This window comes from Streptomyces sp. NPDC047453, assembly GCF_040643155.1.
In the GTDB taxonomy this organism is placed as follows: domain Bacteria; phylum Actinomycetota; class Actinomycetes; order Streptomycetales; family Streptomycetaceae; genus Streptomyces.
Map to the genome: position 1 here is coordinate 1 of NZ_JBEYTS010000061.1, position 15,759 is coordinate 15,759.

The 15,759-nt window shown below is 69.2% G+C and carries 17 protein-coding genes and 1 pseudogene; 3 read left to right on the top strand and 15 right to left on the bottom strand.

Going from position 1 to position 15,759, the window contains the following annotated elements:
* Positions 1-131: 131 nt before the first annotated feature.
* A pseudogene (locus ABZ818_RS33115) lies at positions 132-428 on the bottom strand (YbhB/YbcL family Raf kinase inhibitor-like protein); the annotation flags it as partial.
* Between the two features lie 124 nt (positions 429-552).
* On the opposite strand from ABZ818_RS33115, the gene ABZ818_RS33120 reads away from it, so the two are divergent.
* On the top strand, positions 553-1,086 hold the full coding sequence (locus ABZ818_RS33120) for a nucleoside-triphosphatase (RefSeq protein WP_361422897.1): 534 nt from the start codon (positions 553-555) through the stop codon (positions 1,084-1,086).
* 426 nt (positions 1,087-1,512) lie between these two features.
* Positions 1,513-1,770: a DUF6545 domain-containing protein gene (locus ABZ818_RS33125; protein ID WP_361422999.1), complete on the top strand. Its 258-nt coding sequence runs from the start codon at positions 1,513-1,515 to the stop codon at positions 1,768-1,770.
* A 12-nt stretch (positions 1,771-1,782) separates the two neighbouring features.
* Here ABZ818_RS33125 and ABZ818_RS33130 read toward each other — a convergent pair whose 3' ends face one another.
* From ABZ818_RS33130 to ABZ818_RS33140, 3 genes are read right to left on the bottom strand one after another with little or no spacing between them, the layout of a single operon-like run.
* Positions 1,783-2,358, bottom strand: a complete 576-nt coding sequence (locus ABZ818_RS33130) for a hypothetical protein (RefSeq protein WP_361422900.1) — start codon at positions 2,356-2,358, stop codon at positions 1,783-1,785.
* A 3-nt stretch (positions 2,359-2,361) separates the two neighbouring features.
* Positions 2,362-2,523, bottom strand: a complete 162-nt coding sequence (locus tag ABZ818_RS33135; RefSeq protein WP_361422903.1) for a hypothetical protein — start codon at positions 2,521-2,523, stop codon at positions 2,362-2,364.
* On the bottom strand, positions 2,520-2,870 hold the full coding sequence (locus ABZ818_RS33140; protein WP_361422906.1) for a hypothetical protein: 351 nt from the start codon (positions 2,868-2,870) through the stop codon (positions 2,520-2,522). The genes ABZ818_RS33135 and ABZ818_RS33140 overlap by 4 nt, the downstream gene beginning before the upstream one ends.
* An 88-nt stretch (positions 2,871-2,958) precedes the next feature.
* On the opposite strand from ABZ818_RS33140, the gene ABZ818_RS33145 reads away from it, so the two are divergent.
* Entirely contained in the window at positions 2,959-3,432 is a 474-nt protein-coding gene (locus ABZ818_RS33145) for a hypothetical protein (RefSeq protein ID WP_361422909.1), read from the top strand.
* A 110-nt stretch (positions 3,433-3,542) separates the two neighbouring features.
* Here the strand turns inward: ABZ818_RS33145 and ABZ818_RS33150 are convergent, their stop codons facing one another.
* The 11 genes from ABZ818_RS33150 to ABZ818_RS33200 form a co-directional block, all read right to left on the bottom strand.
* A complete protein-coding gene (locus tag ABZ818_RS33150) occupies positions 3,543-3,701 on the bottom strand; it encodes a hypothetical protein (protein ID WP_361422912.1) in 159 nt (52 codons plus the stop codon).
* Between the two features lie 630 nt (positions 3,702-4,331).
* Positions 4,332-5,177 carry a fumarylacetoacetate hydrolase family protein gene (locus ABZ818_RS33155; protein ID WP_361422915.1) on the bottom strand — a complete coding sequence of 282 codons (846 nt, stop codon included), beginning with the start codon at positions 5,175-5,177 and terminating at the stop codon, positions 4,332-4,334.
* Complete coding sequence (locus ABZ818_RS33160) at positions 5,174-6,808, bottom strand: FAD-dependent monooxygenase (RefSeq protein ID WP_361422918.1); 1,635 nt, start codon at positions 6,806-6,808, stop codon at positions 5,174-5,176. The genes ABZ818_RS33155 and ABZ818_RS33160 overlap by 4 nt, the downstream gene beginning before the upstream one ends.
* Positions 6,805-8,793: an NAD(P)/FAD-dependent oxidoreductase gene (locus ABZ818_RS33165; protein WP_361422921.1), complete on the bottom strand. Its 1,989-nt coding sequence runs from the start codon at positions 8,791-8,793 to the stop codon at positions 6,805-6,807. The genes ABZ818_RS33160 and ABZ818_RS33165 overlap by 4 nt, the downstream gene beginning before the upstream one ends.
* 44 nt (positions 8,794-8,837) lie before the next feature.
* A complete protein-coding gene (locus ABZ818_RS33170) occupies positions 8,838-10,451 on the bottom strand; it encodes a bifunctional 3-(3-hydroxy-phenyl)propionate/3-hydroxycinnamic acid hydroxylase (protein WP_361422924.1) in 1,614 nt (537 codons plus the stop codon).
* Positions 10,448-11,218: an aldolase/citrate lyase family protein gene (locus ABZ818_RS33175; RefSeq protein ID WP_361422927.1), complete on the bottom strand. Its 771-nt coding sequence runs from the start codon at positions 11,216-11,218 to the stop codon at positions 10,448-10,450. Before ABZ818_RS33175 ends, ABZ818_RS33170 begins: the two co-directional genes overlap by 4 nt.
* Positions 11,215-11,679, bottom strand: a complete 465-nt coding sequence (locus ABZ818_RS33180) for a nuclear transport factor 2 family protein (RefSeq protein ID WP_361422930.1) — start codon at positions 11,677-11,679, stop codon at positions 11,215-11,217. The genes ABZ818_RS33175 and ABZ818_RS33180 overlap by 4 nt, the downstream gene beginning before the upstream one ends.
* 2 nt (positions 11,680-11,681) lie before the next feature.
* A complete protein-coding gene (locus ABZ818_RS33185) occupies positions 11,682-12,476 on the bottom strand; it encodes a fumarylacetoacetate hydrolase family protein (RefSeq protein ID WP_361422933.1) in 795 nt (264 codons plus the stop codon).
* Between the two features lie 13 nt (positions 12,477-12,489).
* Positions 12,490-13,374, bottom strand: a complete 885-nt coding sequence (locus tag ABZ818_RS33190; protein ID WP_361422936.1) for an alpha/beta fold hydrolase — start codon at positions 13,372-13,374, stop codon at positions 12,490-12,492.
* Positions 13,371-14,306 (bottom strand): 3-carboxyethylcatechol 2,3-dioxygenase, encoded by a 936-nt coding sequence (locus ABZ818_RS33195; RefSeq protein ID WP_361422939.1) that lies wholly within the window; start codon positions 14,304-14,306, stop codon positions 13,371-13,373. The genes ABZ818_RS33190 and ABZ818_RS33195 overlap by 4 nt, the downstream gene beginning before the upstream one ends.
* 66 nt (positions 14,307-14,372) lie before the next feature.
* Complete coding sequence (locus tag ABZ818_RS33200; RefSeq protein WP_361422942.1) at positions 14,373-15,731, bottom strand: MFS transporter; 1,359 nt, start codon at positions 15,729-15,731, stop codon at positions 14,373-14,375.
* Between the last annotated feature and the right edge of the window lie 28 nt (positions 15,732-15,759).

Sequence of the window (15,759 nt, forward strand, 5' to 3'; positions counted from 1 at the left end):
ACCACAGAGCTCGAATGGCTCCGGCATGAAGAGTGCTCACCTGCTGGCGGCTACGGACCGTAGTCTCTCTCACGGCCCGATGAATCCCATTAGGCAGAACGTGGTTACGCGATCTTCCAAACTGGGGCTCCAGGCATCGGACCGCCCCAGCCGGTCCGGCCGAAACCGTTGGGCCACTCCTGGCCGCCGGGGGGCGGCTCCCCCTCCGCCGCACCAGTACTCCCCGGATCGATACCGGTGACCAGCCAGTGCAGGAACGTCCCGCCGGGGGCGTCAGGGTCCTCGCAGAGCAGGACCAACTCCGACGTACCGTCCGGCACCGCCGACCAGGTCAGGGGTGGCGAGACGTCATCGCCCTCCCCGCTGTGGCGCCGAGGGATCGCCGCGTGGTCACCGAACGCCACGCTTCTGAGCTCAATTCCAGTCATACGCGCGGCCCTACCCGGAACAGCACGGCCGGCACCAGCCCAAGCAGGCCAAACACCCCATTTGGCCGAGTACGCCGACCAGCGCACCGGGAACTCGTAAGAGTGACCTGATTCGGAGCACACGATGCCGACGAGAATCCTGCTCGAGGGGCGCCCTGGCTCGGGCAAAACAACCGTTGTCCGCCGCTTGGCCGCCCTTCTGCGCACCCGTAGGGTTGTCGGCTTCACCACGGAGGAGATCCGGCACGGCGGTACCCGGAGCGGTTTCGCGCTGGAAACGCTTAAGGGCGCTCAGCGAGCCGTGCTCGCCCATGTCGACTTCCCGGGTCCACCGCGGGTGGGCCGGTACGGCGTCGATCTTGGTGTCATGGAGCGGCTCGCGCTGCCGCCACTCAGGTCAGCGGCAGCGCGAGCCGCTCATGGAGATCTCGTGCTGATCGACGAGCTCGGGCGTATGGAGCTGGCGTGCACCGCGTTCCAGGACACAGTCCGGTGCCTGTTCGAGTCCGACATCGACATCGTGGCCACAGTCCACGTGCACAGTGACCCGTTCACCGACGCCCTCAAGCAGCGCCCTGACGTCACCCTCGTCCAAGTGACCCTGGCCAGTCGGGATACCCTCCCCGAGGAACTGGCTGCCCGGCTTGGGGGGCCATGACGACCGTCACCTCGGCAGGGCCGTGGCTCCACCAGAGTTGCTCATCGGGCCGGTCCCACCAGTCGCACCGAAGTTGCGCATCGGGCCGACCGCACCAGTCGTCGGAAGAAGAGCGCTGGGGTGTCCCGAAGTTTCCGGACAGGGACCCAATAGGGTTGCCCTGAACAGGAAACGAGGAGACAGAAGTGGCGCCACCCAGCAAGCTGTTGACGAGCCTGGCCCACCATCCGGGGGAGTGAGGGGCTTCCAGTCGGGTTCGGAACTCAATGTCGAACACCGAGCCGGGCGCCACGCCGTCCGCGGCGGTGAGCCGGTCGCGCAGGAAGACGTAGCCGGGGTGGTCGGCGTCGTTGCGGACCTGGGAGAAGTAGCCAGCGTGCGGGGAATTCAGCTCGCTGTCGGCAATGATCATCGCGCCCCCGGGTCATCGCCCGCGGCCGAGCCCACTGGCAGCTCGTCAGCCTGTACCCGTTGTGGCGCGCGCTCACCGACGCCGTCCCGGACATCCGGCTCAACACCCCGCCGACCCGGCTCGCTGACGCGACTGATCCCCGGAGCACCCACGACCGCCTGTACCGGCGCACCATCGAGATCCGCGACGCGATCCTCACCCTCGCCGACCATGCGCCTCCGGAACTGCGCGGCCACGCCTACGACCACGCCACCGGGTGCGGCTCGTTCTGAGTGAGGGTGTCGTTATGCGGTGAAGGTGAATCTTTCCTGGTCACTGGCTGGGTAGAGACGTTGGTGTTCGGCGGCGACGTGATATTTCCAGTAGGTGTCGAGGTCGCCGTTGGCGGTGACGGCGCGGAGTTTGAGGACGGCTTCGGCGCCGTCGAGGTCCCAGCGGGCGCCGCTGATGTCGAGGCGGTCGGCGATCAGATGCCGCGCGGCTCCCTCGATGATCCCGGTAGCGATGGGCCAGCCGGCCTGAAGGGCCTGGTCGTAGCGGAGAAGCTCGCTCTTGGTGCGCAGGTAGCGGACGCACACATCGGCGCCGTGGCGTTGTTCTGCGGTCAGCTCTGCCTGGTCGGCTTGGGTGTGGAGGGCGTCGGCGACTTCGGCGGCGTCGCCGTGGAGGATCGCCAGGGCGTGGGTGGCGACCCAGTCCTCGGCGGCCTTGTCGCCCATGGTGTGAAAACACCACGCCGAGGACCACAGGTATTCCAGGACGTGGATGATGTCGATGACGATGTGCACATCGATGCCGCGAAGGCGGGCTTCGGCCTGGATCAGATCGAGTTGATGCCGGGCGCCGTCGACGAGTACCACCCATCAGCGGCGGTGCTCTCGGTCGCGGGCCTCGGCCTGGTCGAAGACCTGCTTGACGACGTGCTCGGCGTCGTGTTCGACCGGACCGCACAGCCACTTGCTCCGGGCGACCGGGCCGGGCCGCGGTGTGTAGTCACCGGATCGGCCACCAGGAGGGGCGATCACGTCGTGCGGGCGACGTGGTGCGGGTTCGGCGTCGTAGACCGCTCCAGAGTGGCCATGCGTTTCCGGGCGGTCTTTTCTCCGGTGGCGAGACGAGTACGGAAGGTATGTTGCCGCCTGGTGGCGGCCTGCCGGGTGGCCTCCCGCAGGGCCTCGGGCCGCATGACGATTCCTTTGCCGTCGACCGAGAGGACCAACACCTTGGAGGTGGTGCACGGTTCGACGACCCGCGCGTCATAGAAGGCGTCGATGTCCTGAGCGGAATCGACGAGCAGGCTGGCGAGTTGGCGTTTGCCGAGCACCGGGCCGCATCGGCGACAGATTGCCCCTCGCGCCGTGTCGTAGGACATGTGCGTCGCCTCCTGCACGGCCAGGCGGGCCAGACGGTGGGAATGCCGGCCCCTGGGCAGGGACAGGGAAGCGTCGGCCGGGTGCACGTTGGCCGCCTCCAGACACCGCCGGCGCCAGCTCAAGGCCCGCACCTCGAGCGCGCCGCGTCGTGCCGCACCGCGCGCCGCGGACCCGGTCAAGGCCACCGCACCGTCTCCCCCGGACCGTCTGCCGATCGAGACCATCGACAAGCTGGCCGCCATCGCCCGGGACGTCCTCAAGGACGCGGCGCGCAGCGGCGGCTCACTTCTGACGTGGGGTGACCTGCGGCTGCGGATGGCGGGCGGGCTGCCGCACCTGCACCCGGACGACCAAGGTGAACTCCTGGTCGCCGTCGACCGGGAGACACCGGTCGGTGAACCGCTGCTGTCCACACTCGTCGCGAGCTCGGACGCCTCGTTGCACTGGCTCTACCGCCACGTCCGCTTCAGCCTCGGCCGCGAATGCATACCCGAACCAGACCTTCCCGCCCACTGGGCCACCGAAGTCCTGCGCCTGCGCCAAACCTGGCGCCACCGCTGACTGCCGCACTCAGTGAACGGCGTCCGGGCCCAGTCGGCCCGCCGTTCAGCTCGGTCGCGGACATCCGCCGGCCCCGGCTCGCTGCACTGGTACGCCACGACTGCACGCGGCTACGGGTAGACACTGAGCTCGTAGTGGGACACCCCGGCGTACACGGTCACGGTGCCGTCGTCGTGCATCTCGCCCCAGGGGCGCTCCGGGAGTGAGATGTCCAGGAAGCTGCCGGAGCAGCCCTCGCAGCAGTCGAAATGGTCCTGCCACGCTGTCACGTCCGCTTCGGTGCTTGGGTTGCGCATCGTATGGACGTCGTGACCGCTGCACTCGTCGTTCGGGCACGGTGCGCCGTGGCCACAGTCCGCGGTGCCGCACGGGCAGGGACGGTCGCACCCGGCCGGTTCCCAGTCCTGGGTGATCACGGCGCGTTCTCCGGGGTGACTTCCTATCCGCTGTCAGGGCTGTCACGACGTCCTGCCGGGACGCCCCGGTCGCTTTCTGCACGGCGTCCGTGAGCGCGACCACGTGGCCGAGGTCGGGATCAGTGCCCGAAAGCCATACGGTCGGTGAGCCGGACGAGTCGGCTTCGTTGCGGTACAGCCTCGCGAAGAAGGAACGCGTCCCCGTGTCGTATCCCCAGTCGCTGCCTCGCTCCCAGCCGCGAAGCGGCAGAGCGAGGGTGAAGCCTCCGCGACGAACTTGTCGCGAAGGCCGGCGGCGAGGAAAAGGTGGTCGAGGCGCGGCAGCGCAACCAGGCGTACATCGACGGGCTCCGACCGGCGGAACGCCGCCGTACCGTGCGCTGGAGAGGGAGTCTCTTCTGCCGGGAGGATGCCGTGGCTGATCGTCTGTGCCGCACCTACAGGAATTGAGTGGTAGCCGCTCTGATGCCTGGCGCTGCCGCCCTACGCCGGTCGGGAGACGTCGCGGACGGTGTTGCGAAGCGTCCCGAGTTTGCTGACTTCGACTTCGACGACGTCACCGTCGACGATGAATCCCGGCGGCTCCATGAAGAGCCCGACACCGCCCGGCGTGCCGGTGACGATGACGTCGCCGGGGGAGAGCGGCGTGAACGCGGTGACGTACTCGATGATCGACGGAATGTCGTTGATCAGGTCGGCGACCTTGCCGCGCTGGCGTACCTCACCGTTGACCCGGGTCGTCAGCTCGAGTTCGGTGACATCGCCGACCTCGTCGGCTGTTACCAGACAAGGACCGAAGCCACCGGTCCCCGGCCATGTCTTGCCGGGCAGCCACTGACTGGCGGCACGCTGCCAGTCGCGCACCGAGAAGTCGTTGTACACGGCATAGCCGGCGACGCGGTCGTAGGCCTCGGCCTTGGAGACCTGATGCGCGGGCTTGGAGATGACCAGAGCCACCTCGCCCTCGTAGTCGAACTGCGCGGAGTCCGCGGGCTTGAGGGCGTCCTCGCCATGCCCCATCTGGCTGTCGGCGTAGCGGGCGAAGACGACCGGGGCCTGAGGAGCCGCCTTGCCTATCTCCTCTTGGTGGGTGCGGTAGTTGACCCCGATGCAGATGATCTTGCCGGGTTCCGGGATGACCGGAGCGAGCCGCACATCACTGAGCGCCACTGGGCGATCGGTGTAGTGCGCCAAGGAATCGAGGGCGTCGGCTGCGATGGCCTCAGCGAGTGAAGGGGCTGTCGGGGTCGCGTCATAGACGGTCTCGGCGTCGAGACGCCCCCAGGCGATGCTGTGGTCGGCGCGGTAGTAGCTGACGAACTTGCTCATCGGGTGCTCCTGTTCAGTGGTGGGCGGGAGTGCGGGATTGCGGAGTACGGATCAGTGCGTCGGGAGCGGTCGTCGATGAAGGCGCGCAGGCGCTCGACGACGCGTTGCTCGCCGGCGGAGTCGAATACCGCCGCGACGTAGCGGTCGGGACGTACCGCGACGAAGACCGGAAGGGTGCCGGCGCCGGAGGTGAGCACTGCGGTGGTCTCGGTGACCATGCCGTCGATCGGCTCGCCGCCCGGTGCGCGGACGCACAGCCGGTTCGCGCCGATTGCGTCCCAGTACGCATCGACCGCCGCGTCGGGCGGACCTCCGATCTGCAGCAGCGCCCACCCGCGCCCGAGGTGGGCGTCGAGTCCGCGTTCGGCACCGGTGGCGTCGCGTACGACCGGTTGGCTCAGGGCGCGGCCGACGGTCACGGTGTCGAGGGTGACGCCGTGGGCTGCGACGGCCACTCCGGCGGTGTAGTCGGGTGGTGCGATGAAGCGCATGTTGGCGAGGAATTCACGTACGCGGGGGATCAGGCTGACCGTGCGGACGACGGTGTCGCGTACGCGCGTGACCACCGGGTGGGTCGCCATGACGACTGTGCCGATGCGGCGCGAGACAGTCACCATCGCGGCTCCGTGGGTGCGGCGCTCGACCTCGTACGAGTCCAGCAGCCGCTCGGTCGCGCCGCCGGTGATCGCCTCGGTCAGCTTCCAGGTGAGGTTGGTCGCGTCGCGGATACCGGCGTTCAGGCCCTGGCCCGCGAACGGCGGCATCAGGTGCGCGGCGTCGCCGACGAGGAACGTGCGCCCCGCACGGTACGTTCGCGCGACACGCTGGTGCGCGATGTACACGACCGCGCGGCGCACGTCATCCGGCGTCAGCTCGGCCCGGAAGCGCGGCACGACCAGCTCGCGGATCCGCTCCGGCGTCGTCATCTCATCGGGGTCCTCGTCGTCGAAGAGCATGAACTCGATCCGCAGGCGTCCCTTGACGCCGGGCACGAGCACGTACGGTCGCTCCCCGTCGCCGTGGAATTCGGCGAACGGGTCCCGGGTGCGCGGCTCGTTGTGCAGATCGACGACGATCCACCGCTGCGGTTGGGTGGTACCGGCCAGATCGATCCCGACCGCCCGGCGGGTGAGGCTGCGTCCGCCGTCGGCGCCGATCAGCCAGTCGGCGGTCAGAGTCTGCGTCTTCTCTCCGATGGTCACGGTCACGCTGATTCCGTCGCTGTCCTGCGTGATCGCGGTCGCCTCGGCGTCGCGGAGGAACTCGAGCCTCTCGTGCGATGCTGCTCGCTCCCACAGCAGTCGCTCCAGGATCGGCTGGTCGAACTGGGTCTTGGCGGGATGCCCCAGACGCGACGCGACCGGTCTCGCCTCGAGCAGGAGGCGGTTCCCGAGCCCGAAGTAGCGACTGCCGGTGTCGAGCAGGGACTCGGCCTTGAGCGCGTCGGCCACACCGAGCTGCTCAAGGGTGCGGAACGACTCGTCCTGGAGGCTGATGGCGCGAGGCAGGTCGCCCGGCTCAATCTCCTTCTCCACGAGCGTCGTGCGCACCCCCGCATCGGCGAGCAGGAGAGCGGCGACGAGCCCGATCGGACCGGCACCCACCACGAGCACGTCACGCCGTGCGGTCACGACGTCGCCTCCGGTCGTGGGCGGAGCGTGAAGTCGGTGTCGAAGTCGGCGCCCCGTGTCAGCTTCCAGTACTCGAGATGGCTGTACGGCCATACCTGCGAGACCCGGCCGCGGGAGTTCTTGTACCAGGTGCGTACCTGCGGCTGCCCCCATGCACGCTCGGCATTGCCCTGGTCGATCCACGCGAGGAAGCGGTCCAGGGGCTCCTGCTTGACCTCGAGCGACGCCGCCCGGCGGCGCAGCATCTGGTGGATCGCCTCGGTGGTGAACTCGACCCCGCACTCGATCATGAAGTGGAACTGGCCGTGCACCACGTAGTTCGTGTTGGGCCCCTGGATGAGGAAGAGATTCGGGAAGCCGGGCACGGAGATACCGGCCCAGGCCGTCGCATCACCGTTCCAGTGCTCCTTGAGTGTCTGCCCGGACGGCCCGGTGACCACGATCGGGTCGAGGTAGTCGGACGCCTTGAACCCGGTCGCGTAGATCACGGCGTCGACCGGGTGCCGCTCGCCGTCGGCAGTGACGATGCCGTCGGACGTGAACCGCTCGATCGGTGAGGTGACGAGCTCGGCGTGCTCCCGGTGCAGTGCGCGCGCCCACACGCCGTTGTCGCGGAGCATGCGCTTGCCGCCGGGGGGATACGCGGGCACGACGACATCGAGCATGTCGGGACGGTCCGCCCACTGCTCGCGCATGATTGCGGTGAGTGCCTCACGCACCCGCAGGTTGGTTGCCGATACCGAGTCGGTGCGGTCCCACTCCGGATCGACCTTGACGGTGTGCAGCCGTCCCGTGCGCGCACCCCAGAACGCCTGGAAGCGGCACCACTGCCCGTAGTGCGGGACGTGCTCGCTGAGCCAGGCGAGGGCCGGCGGTGTCGGGTCGTGGTAGTTCGGGGCAGGAACCGTCCACGGTCCGGACCGCTGGAAGACATCGAGGTGGGCGACGCGGTCGATGATGCTCGGGACGATTTGGTAGGCGCTGGCGCCGGTGCCGACCACCGCGACGCGCTTCCCGGTCAGGTCCACGTCGTGGTCCCACCGCGCGGAGTGCATCTGCACGCCGCCGAAGTCGTCCTGTCCGGGGATCTCCGGGATGCTCGGCTTCTCCAGCTGCCCGGTCGCGGCGACGACGGCGTGGAACCGCCGGTACTGCTCGACGCCGTCGCGCCGTACGATGACCTCCCAGGTGGCCGATGCTTCGTCCCAGGTCATCGAGATGACCTCGGTGTTGAACTCGATGTGCTCGCGCAGCTTGGCGCGATCGACGATCTCGACGGCGTACGCCTCGATCTCCGCGCCCTCGGCGTACGCGTTGGGCCAGTCGGCCCGCTGCGCGAAGGAGAAGCTGTAGCCGAAGGTCGGGGTGTCGAGGCGTACGCCGGGGTAGGTGTTGGCCAACCAGGTGCCGCCGACCTCGGGGTGCTTCTCGAACGCGACGAGCCGTACGCCCGCCTGCTTGAGCCGGTACATCGCTGCGATGCCGCTCATCCCGGTGCCGATGACCGCGACTTCGAAGTCGCGGTCGGGTGCGACCTCGTCGATGTGCCAGGTCGGTGCTCCCGGACGCTGCGCGACCAGGTCGAGTTCGTGCATCATCAGTGCCGCATCCTCGGCACTTGCGCCGCCCGTGATGAAGTCGACAATGGTGCGTGCTTCCTCGGGCTCCAGCAGACGGGGCCGGGTGAGCTCCTCATCGCGGACGCGTTTGAGCGCGGACAGCGCGAGTTCACGCGCCCGCGCCTGCGCGGCCCCGCTCATGCCGCCGTGCGCAGGCGGGGTCGTGTCGACGGGAGGAAGCGGGGGGCGCAGCTCCGCCGGGATCAGCGTGTGATCTCCGGTCAGAGCTGCCAGCGCCGTGAGCAGCGACGGCAGGTCGGCCTCTGCAACGATGCGTTCGAGGAAGGTGTCGTCCTCCGTGATGGGCGTGTACTCGTCGCGCCAGTACACGTCGTCGATCTGGGCGACCTCGCTCGCGTCGGTCATCAGCCCTCCGTCGTGTTCGGGGTTCTCTCGGGGATATGCCGGGATCACGCGATGCAGGCGGCCTCGAAGACCTTGCCGAGTACGTCGTCGAGTTCTTGGGCGAGGCACTCGGCGGCGATCACATGGTCGGGGCGGATGATGACGGCGCCGACCGGGCGTGCGTCGAACCAGGCCTGCAGGCTCGACTCGCCGCCGAGGTCGCCGATGACGGTGACGCCGGCAGTGGCCTGCTTGCGGGCCCACGGCAGCTGCGCCTTCGGCACCACCTGCACGAGGCGGGCGCCGAGGCGATCGAGCACGGCGAGTCGCTCCGCCGACAGGAAGGCCGTCGGGTCGTTGTTCCAGGTGATCACTCGCCAGCCCTGCCCGGTGGCGTCGTCGAGCAGCATCTCCGCGCCGTCCGCGTCGGTGGCCCGCGGCTGCGGGAAGATCGAGCCGGCGAGACGCGGTACGTCGCGGGCCGGCAGCGTCTTGAACTCCGGCAGCGGCGTGTGCACCACGACGCCCTGGTCGAACTTCGGCTGGGGCTTGAACGCCTGCCGCTTCTGCGCCTCCCGCTCCTCGGAAGTGCGGTTGGCCGCGATCCGGTCGCGCTCGGCGGCCTTGACCGGATCGTGGTCGGTCATCTCCTTCGCCATCCCGAGGGAGACGGCCACCATCTGCGTGACGTGGCCGAGCCGTTCGGTCTCGTACGTGTCCAGCAGCCCGTCGGCCGACAGGCCCTTGACGACGGTGGCCAGCTTCCAGCCGAGGTTGAAGGCGTCACGGATCCCCGAGTTCCAGCCCTGGCCGCCGACGACCGGCATGACATGGGCGGCGTCGCCGGCGAGGAAGATCCGCCCGTGCCGGAACCGCCCCGCGATGCGGGCGTGGTGCCGGTAGACGCGCCGCCGGATGATGTCGAGCTTGGTCGGGTCCGGCACGTGCGGTGCCAGCAGGTCGAAGATGTACGCGTCATCGTCGACGACGTCGGCGGTCTCGTCCTCGAAGAGCGTGAACTCCCAGCGCCGGATGCCGTGCGGCAGTGCGATGGAGGCGTAGCTGCGGGCCGGATCCCCGCCGAAAACGGCGTGCGGTGTGCCGATCGGGTCGTTGGCGACGTCGATCACGATGCCGTCGCTCGGCCGTGTCTCGCCCTCGAACGAGATGCCCAGGCGCTTGCGGGTGGGCGAGGCCCCGCCCTCGGCGGCGACCACGTACCGCGCACGCACCGTGCCGCCGTCCGCGAGGGTGGCGACCACGCCGTCCGCGTCCTCGACCAGGTCGGTGACCTCGGCACCGAACCGTGCGGTGGCGTTCGGGAAGCGTTCCAGGCCGGCGAGCAGCACCTGGTCGACCAGCGGCTGCACGAAGCCGTTGCGGCGCGGCCAGCCGAACTCGCGCGTCGTCGGGTTCACTTCGGAGAGGATCATGCGGTCCCCGTTGACCATGTAGATCTTCTGGTCGGGGATGGTGTGGGGAAGCACCTCGTCGACCAGGCCCGCGGTCTGCATCGCGCGCAGTGCCTCGTCGTCGATGCCCACGGCCCGCGGGTAGTCGATGAGCTCGTGCTCCCGCTCGACGACCAGGACGTCGACGCCCTGCTGCCCGAGCAGGTTGGCCAGGGTCAGGCCGACGGGGCCCGCACCGACGACGAGGACGTCGCAAGCGGTGGTCATGAATTGCTCCCAGTGGATCGTGCCGAGTTCAGCCCGGCGATGGTGTCGCCGAACGCGCGGTTCAGCAGGACGAGATCGATGCCGAGGCCCACGTAGTCGACAAGGCCGTCGGCGAACAGGCCGGCTGCGTACTCCGGCCGGCCGGAGTAGATGCCGAGGGTGACGCCGTGCGCGGTCGTCACCTCGCGCAGGTACGCGATCGCCTCGCGCACGGGGCCGTCCTCCCAGTCGCCGCGTCCGGGCAGACCGTAGGAGACGGCCAGGTCGGCCGGCCCGATGTAGACGGAGTCCAGGCCCGGGGTCGAGACGATCTCTTCGGCACGGTCGACGCCGGCCTTCGTCTCGATCTGGGCGATGGCGGACACCGCGCGGTTGCCGGCCTCGGTGTACGAGTCGCCGGGGTACAGCGCCGGCCTGGACGGACCCAGGCTGCGGTTCCCGACCGGCGGGTACTTGGTGGCGGCGACCAGAGCCTCGGTCTGGGACCGGGACTCGACGGTGGGCGCGACGATGCCGCGGGCCCCGCTGTCGAGCAGCCGCAGGATGGGGGCGGGATCCAGCGAGCCCACGCGCGCGTACGCGTAGGCGTTGTTCCGCGGAATCGAGCGCAGGATCCCGCATGCCGCCTCAAGCCCCAGCTCGCCGTGCTGGAGGTCGAGGACCACCCCGTCGTAGCCGGCTGCCGCTGCCCACTCGGGCATCGAGAACGAGGGGACCGACTGGTGGTACAGGACGGGGTTGGCGCCGCCGGGCGCTGCCTGCTTCACTGCGCCGACCCTTCCCGCCCGGCCAGCCGCGCGGCGTGCGCCGCGGCCGCCTTGCCGCCGAAGACCGGCACGATCTCGCGGCGGGCGAACCGCCATTGCCCGTCGACCTTCCGGTACCGCTCGCGGAACTCGCCGACCGAAGCGGGCTGCGTCTGCGGCTCGTTGGTGTCACGGAACGTCAGGTACTGCACCGTTCCCTCGACCTCCTCGCCGTCCCATACGAGGCGGATCCCGCCGATGAAGTGCCGGCCGACGATGTCGGTCTGCTTGGCGCGCTTGGCACCCCAGACCTTCAAGGCCTCGCGGTCCATGTCGCCCATCGGGCCGACCGAGACGCCGTCCTCGGTGTACAGCTCCCAGGTGGTGTCCGCCTGGTTGTGGTCGAGGCGGTAGAGCATCTCGGCGACGAGCTGCTCGATCTCGACGCGGGTGGTCGCGTCGACGGGCCGGTAGTCGCTCATGTTCAGCCTTTCGAATCCGCGGTCGCGACGACGCGACCGAGTCCGGTGATGGTGGCGACGCACTCGACGTCGGCGGGCCACGGCTCGATGTAGCCGATGGACCCGGACAGCAGCACCTCGCCGGCGCGCAGCGGCTCGCCGGTGCGGATCGCGGTCTCGGCCAGCCAGATCACCGCGTTGACCGGGTCCTCGAGCACGTTGCTGCCGACGCCCCGGGTGATCTCGGTGTCGCCGCCCGTGATGACCATCTCCACCTTGGTCAGGTCGACTTCGCCGTACGGGTGCTGCTCCTCGCCGAGGACGATGCCGCTGCAGCCGGCGTTGTCGGCGATGGTGTCGACGATCTGCCCGACCGATCCGTCGTAGCGGAAGTCGACGACCTCGAACGCGGGGGTCACGTAGTCGATCGCGGCCTCGACGGCCTCGCGTGTGGCCTCGAGGATGTCGCTCTTCAGCACGAACGCGACCTCGGCCTCGATCAGCAGGTGGTTGTACCTGGACAGCGGAAGGTGCGTTCCCGAGGCGTGCACCATGTCGTCGTGGATGATGCCGTAGTCGGGCTCGTCGATGCCCACGCGCTGCTGTACGAGGGGGTTGGTCAGGCCGACCTTGCGGCCCACCCGCTTCACGCCCAGCTCGCGCTCGCGGAGGGCGGCGAACTCGGCGGAGATCGCGTAGGCCGTGTCGAGATCGCGCTCGGGGAGCCGGGGGCTCACGTACGGCACGGTGTACACGTCGCGCTTCGCTTCGAACAGCTCGCGCGCGATCCGGTTGATGGTGTCCTGGGTGACGCTCACTCCGGTCCTTTCCTCAGGTATGCGTCTTCAGGAAGGCGACCGCCGCGGCGTTGAACTCCGCGGCGCCCTCCCACTGCGGCCAGTGCGCGGCGCCGCGGATCAGCAGGTATTCGCCGTCCGGGATCAGTCCGCACAGGCGCTTACCCTCGGCCTCGTCGCCGGTCGGCTCGTTGTCGGTCCAGACCATCAGGGCCGGGACCGGGACCGCGGCGAAGTCGTCGTCCGTGACCCGGTTGCGCCAGCGCCGCTCCGGCTCCCGCAGGGCGGACACGTGCGCCATGCTGAACCCGTCGCGGGCATAGATCGCCTGGCGGACGCGTACGAGCTCGTCGGTGATCTTCTCCGGATCGTGGATGACGACCTGCAGGCGCTTCTTCACGTTGTCGAAGGTCGGCTCGCTCACCGCCTGGGTGCTCACCGACTGGGTCCTGTCCAGCTGCGGTTCGCTGATCATCCGCCCGCCCGGTGCGGACAGGATCACCGTGTGCAGCCGGTCGGGGTGGATCGGTGCGAACTTCAGCGCGAGCCAGCCGCCGAGCGACTCACCGGCGAGGTGCACGCGCTGAAGTGCCATTGCGTCGAGCAGGGCGAGCAGGTGCTCCTCGTAGTCGCGGATCTCCAGGGGATGGTCGGACAGCGAGGTGTACCCGTGGCCCGGGTAGTCGTAGCCGACCACCCGGAAGCCCGCCTCGACGAACGCGCGGATGTTCTGCGTCCACGCCTCGATGTGGCCGCTGGTGCCGTTGGCGAGCACGACCGTCTGCGCCTCGGGGCCCGCTCCGGCGAAGTCGAGCACCCGGGTGCGGTAGCCGCCCGCGTCCACGTACCGCAGCGTGTGCTCCAGGTCCGCGATCTCTTCCCACAAGGTCGCGAAGTGCGTCTTTCCCGCCTGGCTCATGCGGTCACCGCCGCCTGGATCGCAAAGCCGGCGCCCCACTTCTCGACCGCCCAGTAGTGGTCGACGGAAAGGCGGTAGGGGCCGGCGGTCGACAGCGCCGCGTAGGCGGCGATCCAGCTGCGCATCTCGTGCGCGGCCGAGCCGCCCTCCGCCATGAACCAGCCGTTCTCCCAGCCGTCGACCGGGCTCAGGTCGCCGGAGCGGAGCACATCGAGTACGAGCGTGTCCCACTCCTCGTTCAGCGGGTCGCTCGGCGCCTTGCCGTCGGCGATCGCCTGGATGCCCTTGACGATCATCTGCTCACGCTCGTGCCGCTCCTCGGGTGAGGGCGCGTACGAGACCAGGCGCTCGTGCACGGTGCCGGGGGCACCGTCCCAGCGCGGGATCGGCGGGCTGTGGGAGATGCCGCCCGAGGCGAGGAACAGCACCTTCTTGTCCATGGCCTGGGCGGCCCGGCCGAACGCCTCGCCCATCAGGCGCACTCGCTGCATGGGGGAGAGCGGCAGGCCGATCGAGTTCACGAACACCGGCACGATCGGCTGAGTGAAGCCCTTCCCGAACACGAAGTCGAGCGGCTGGACCACGCCGTGGTCGACCGTCATCTGCTCGCTGCGCCCGATGTCGATGCCCTCACCCAGCACTGCCGCGTGGAAGGCCCGGGCGGCGTCGCCGTCGACGGGGAGCGGCCCCGCGGTGGTGCCGTAGTCACCGATGCCCTCGGCGACCGCACCGATCACCCACGGGGTGATCAGAGAGTAGAGCTGGCCATTGAAGTGGTCGGGCCCGAACACCACGACCAGGTCGGGGTCGTACTCGGCGACGAACCCCTTGACCTCGTCGATGGCGGCATTGATCTCGGCGAATGTCTCCCCGCCCGGGTCGACATTGCCGAAGGACGGCGCATGGGAGAGCGCTGCGACAGCCAGCGGCATGGGTGGCTCTCTTTCTCGAGAGTGGCGGATTTCTCGGAGTGGATTTCTCGGAGTGGTGAACGGCTGCTATGCGGACGTACCGGCGAGCACGCGCTGAGCGGCATCCGGTGCGTCGGAGCGGCGCAGGCCCAGGTGCAGGGCCAGGACGCAGAGGCCGGCGACGAGCATGGGCAGCGCGAAGACGGTGAAGGCCGCCCCCATCCCCATGCCGGCGTCGAAGGCCGCGCCGCCGACGATCGGCGCCGCGATGCCGCCGAATCGGCCGACGCCGATGACGACACCGAAACCGGTCGAGCGGGCCAGCGTCGGGTACAGCGTCGGGACGATCGCGTAGAAGGCGGCGGTGCCCGCGCAGACGAAGAACGACGCCAGGAACAGGGTCCACCAGGCGGTCGGCATCCCCGGGCCGGCGATGCCGAACAGCGACAGGGTGGCGGTGGCCAGGACCAGGAAGACCGGGGTGAGGAAGCGGACGTTGAACTTGCCGCCGAGGTAGCCGAAGAGCACGTTGCCGAGGATGCCGCCGACGCTGAAGGCGGTGACGAGCTGCGGGGCGAGCGCCGGGTTGTGATGGGCGTCCGCGACGGTGCTCGGCGCCCAATTCGTCATGAAGTAGAAGCTGAGCATGTACGCGACGTACCCGACGATCATCAGCAGCGTGAAGAAGCCGGTCCGGCCGGTGAACACGGTGCGCAGCGTGCCCTTCGCCCTGACGCTCGTCGAGTCCGACTCCGGGAGCGCTTCGAGCGCGGGGCGGTGCATCTTCGTCAGGAGCGCGTTGAGCCGCCGCAGGGAGTCCGTGCGTCGGCCCTCGGAGAGCCAGGCGAGCGATTCGGGGAGGAAGGCGAACGTGGCGGCCGCGGCGATCGCGCTCAGGGCGAACCCGACCCACCAGCCGAACTGCCAGCCGCGCGCACCCAGCATCGGGCCCACGATCAGGGAGCCGAGCAGCCCGCCGATGTTGATCGCGGCGGCGTATATGGCCATCACCAGTGAGTACACGCGCCTGCCCGTGTACTCGGCGAGGATGACGCCGACCACCGCCACCAGGGAGCCGATGCCGACGCCGGTGACGATGCGGCTGACGACGAGGGGGCCGGTGCCGGTCTCCGGCGTGGCGAACGGGCCGATGAGCATGCCGATCGCGATGGTGACCGTGGAGATGACGCCCATCTTGCGTCGGCCGACGCGGTCGGCGAGCGGCGCGACGATGATCGAGCCGACGAGCATGCCGATCAGGGCTCCGGACATGACGAGTCCGAGCTGGGCCTTCGACACCCCGAAGCCCTGCCCAATGTACGGGGCGGCGAACGAGGTGAGCGAGACGTCATAGCCATCGAGCACGACAAGGGCGATCGCGATGACGACGGCGCGGATCTGCAGTCCGCTCATCTTCCCTTGAACGACTTCGTCGGTGACCTTCATGGGCGGCCTCTCTGCGTCGCGGATCGCG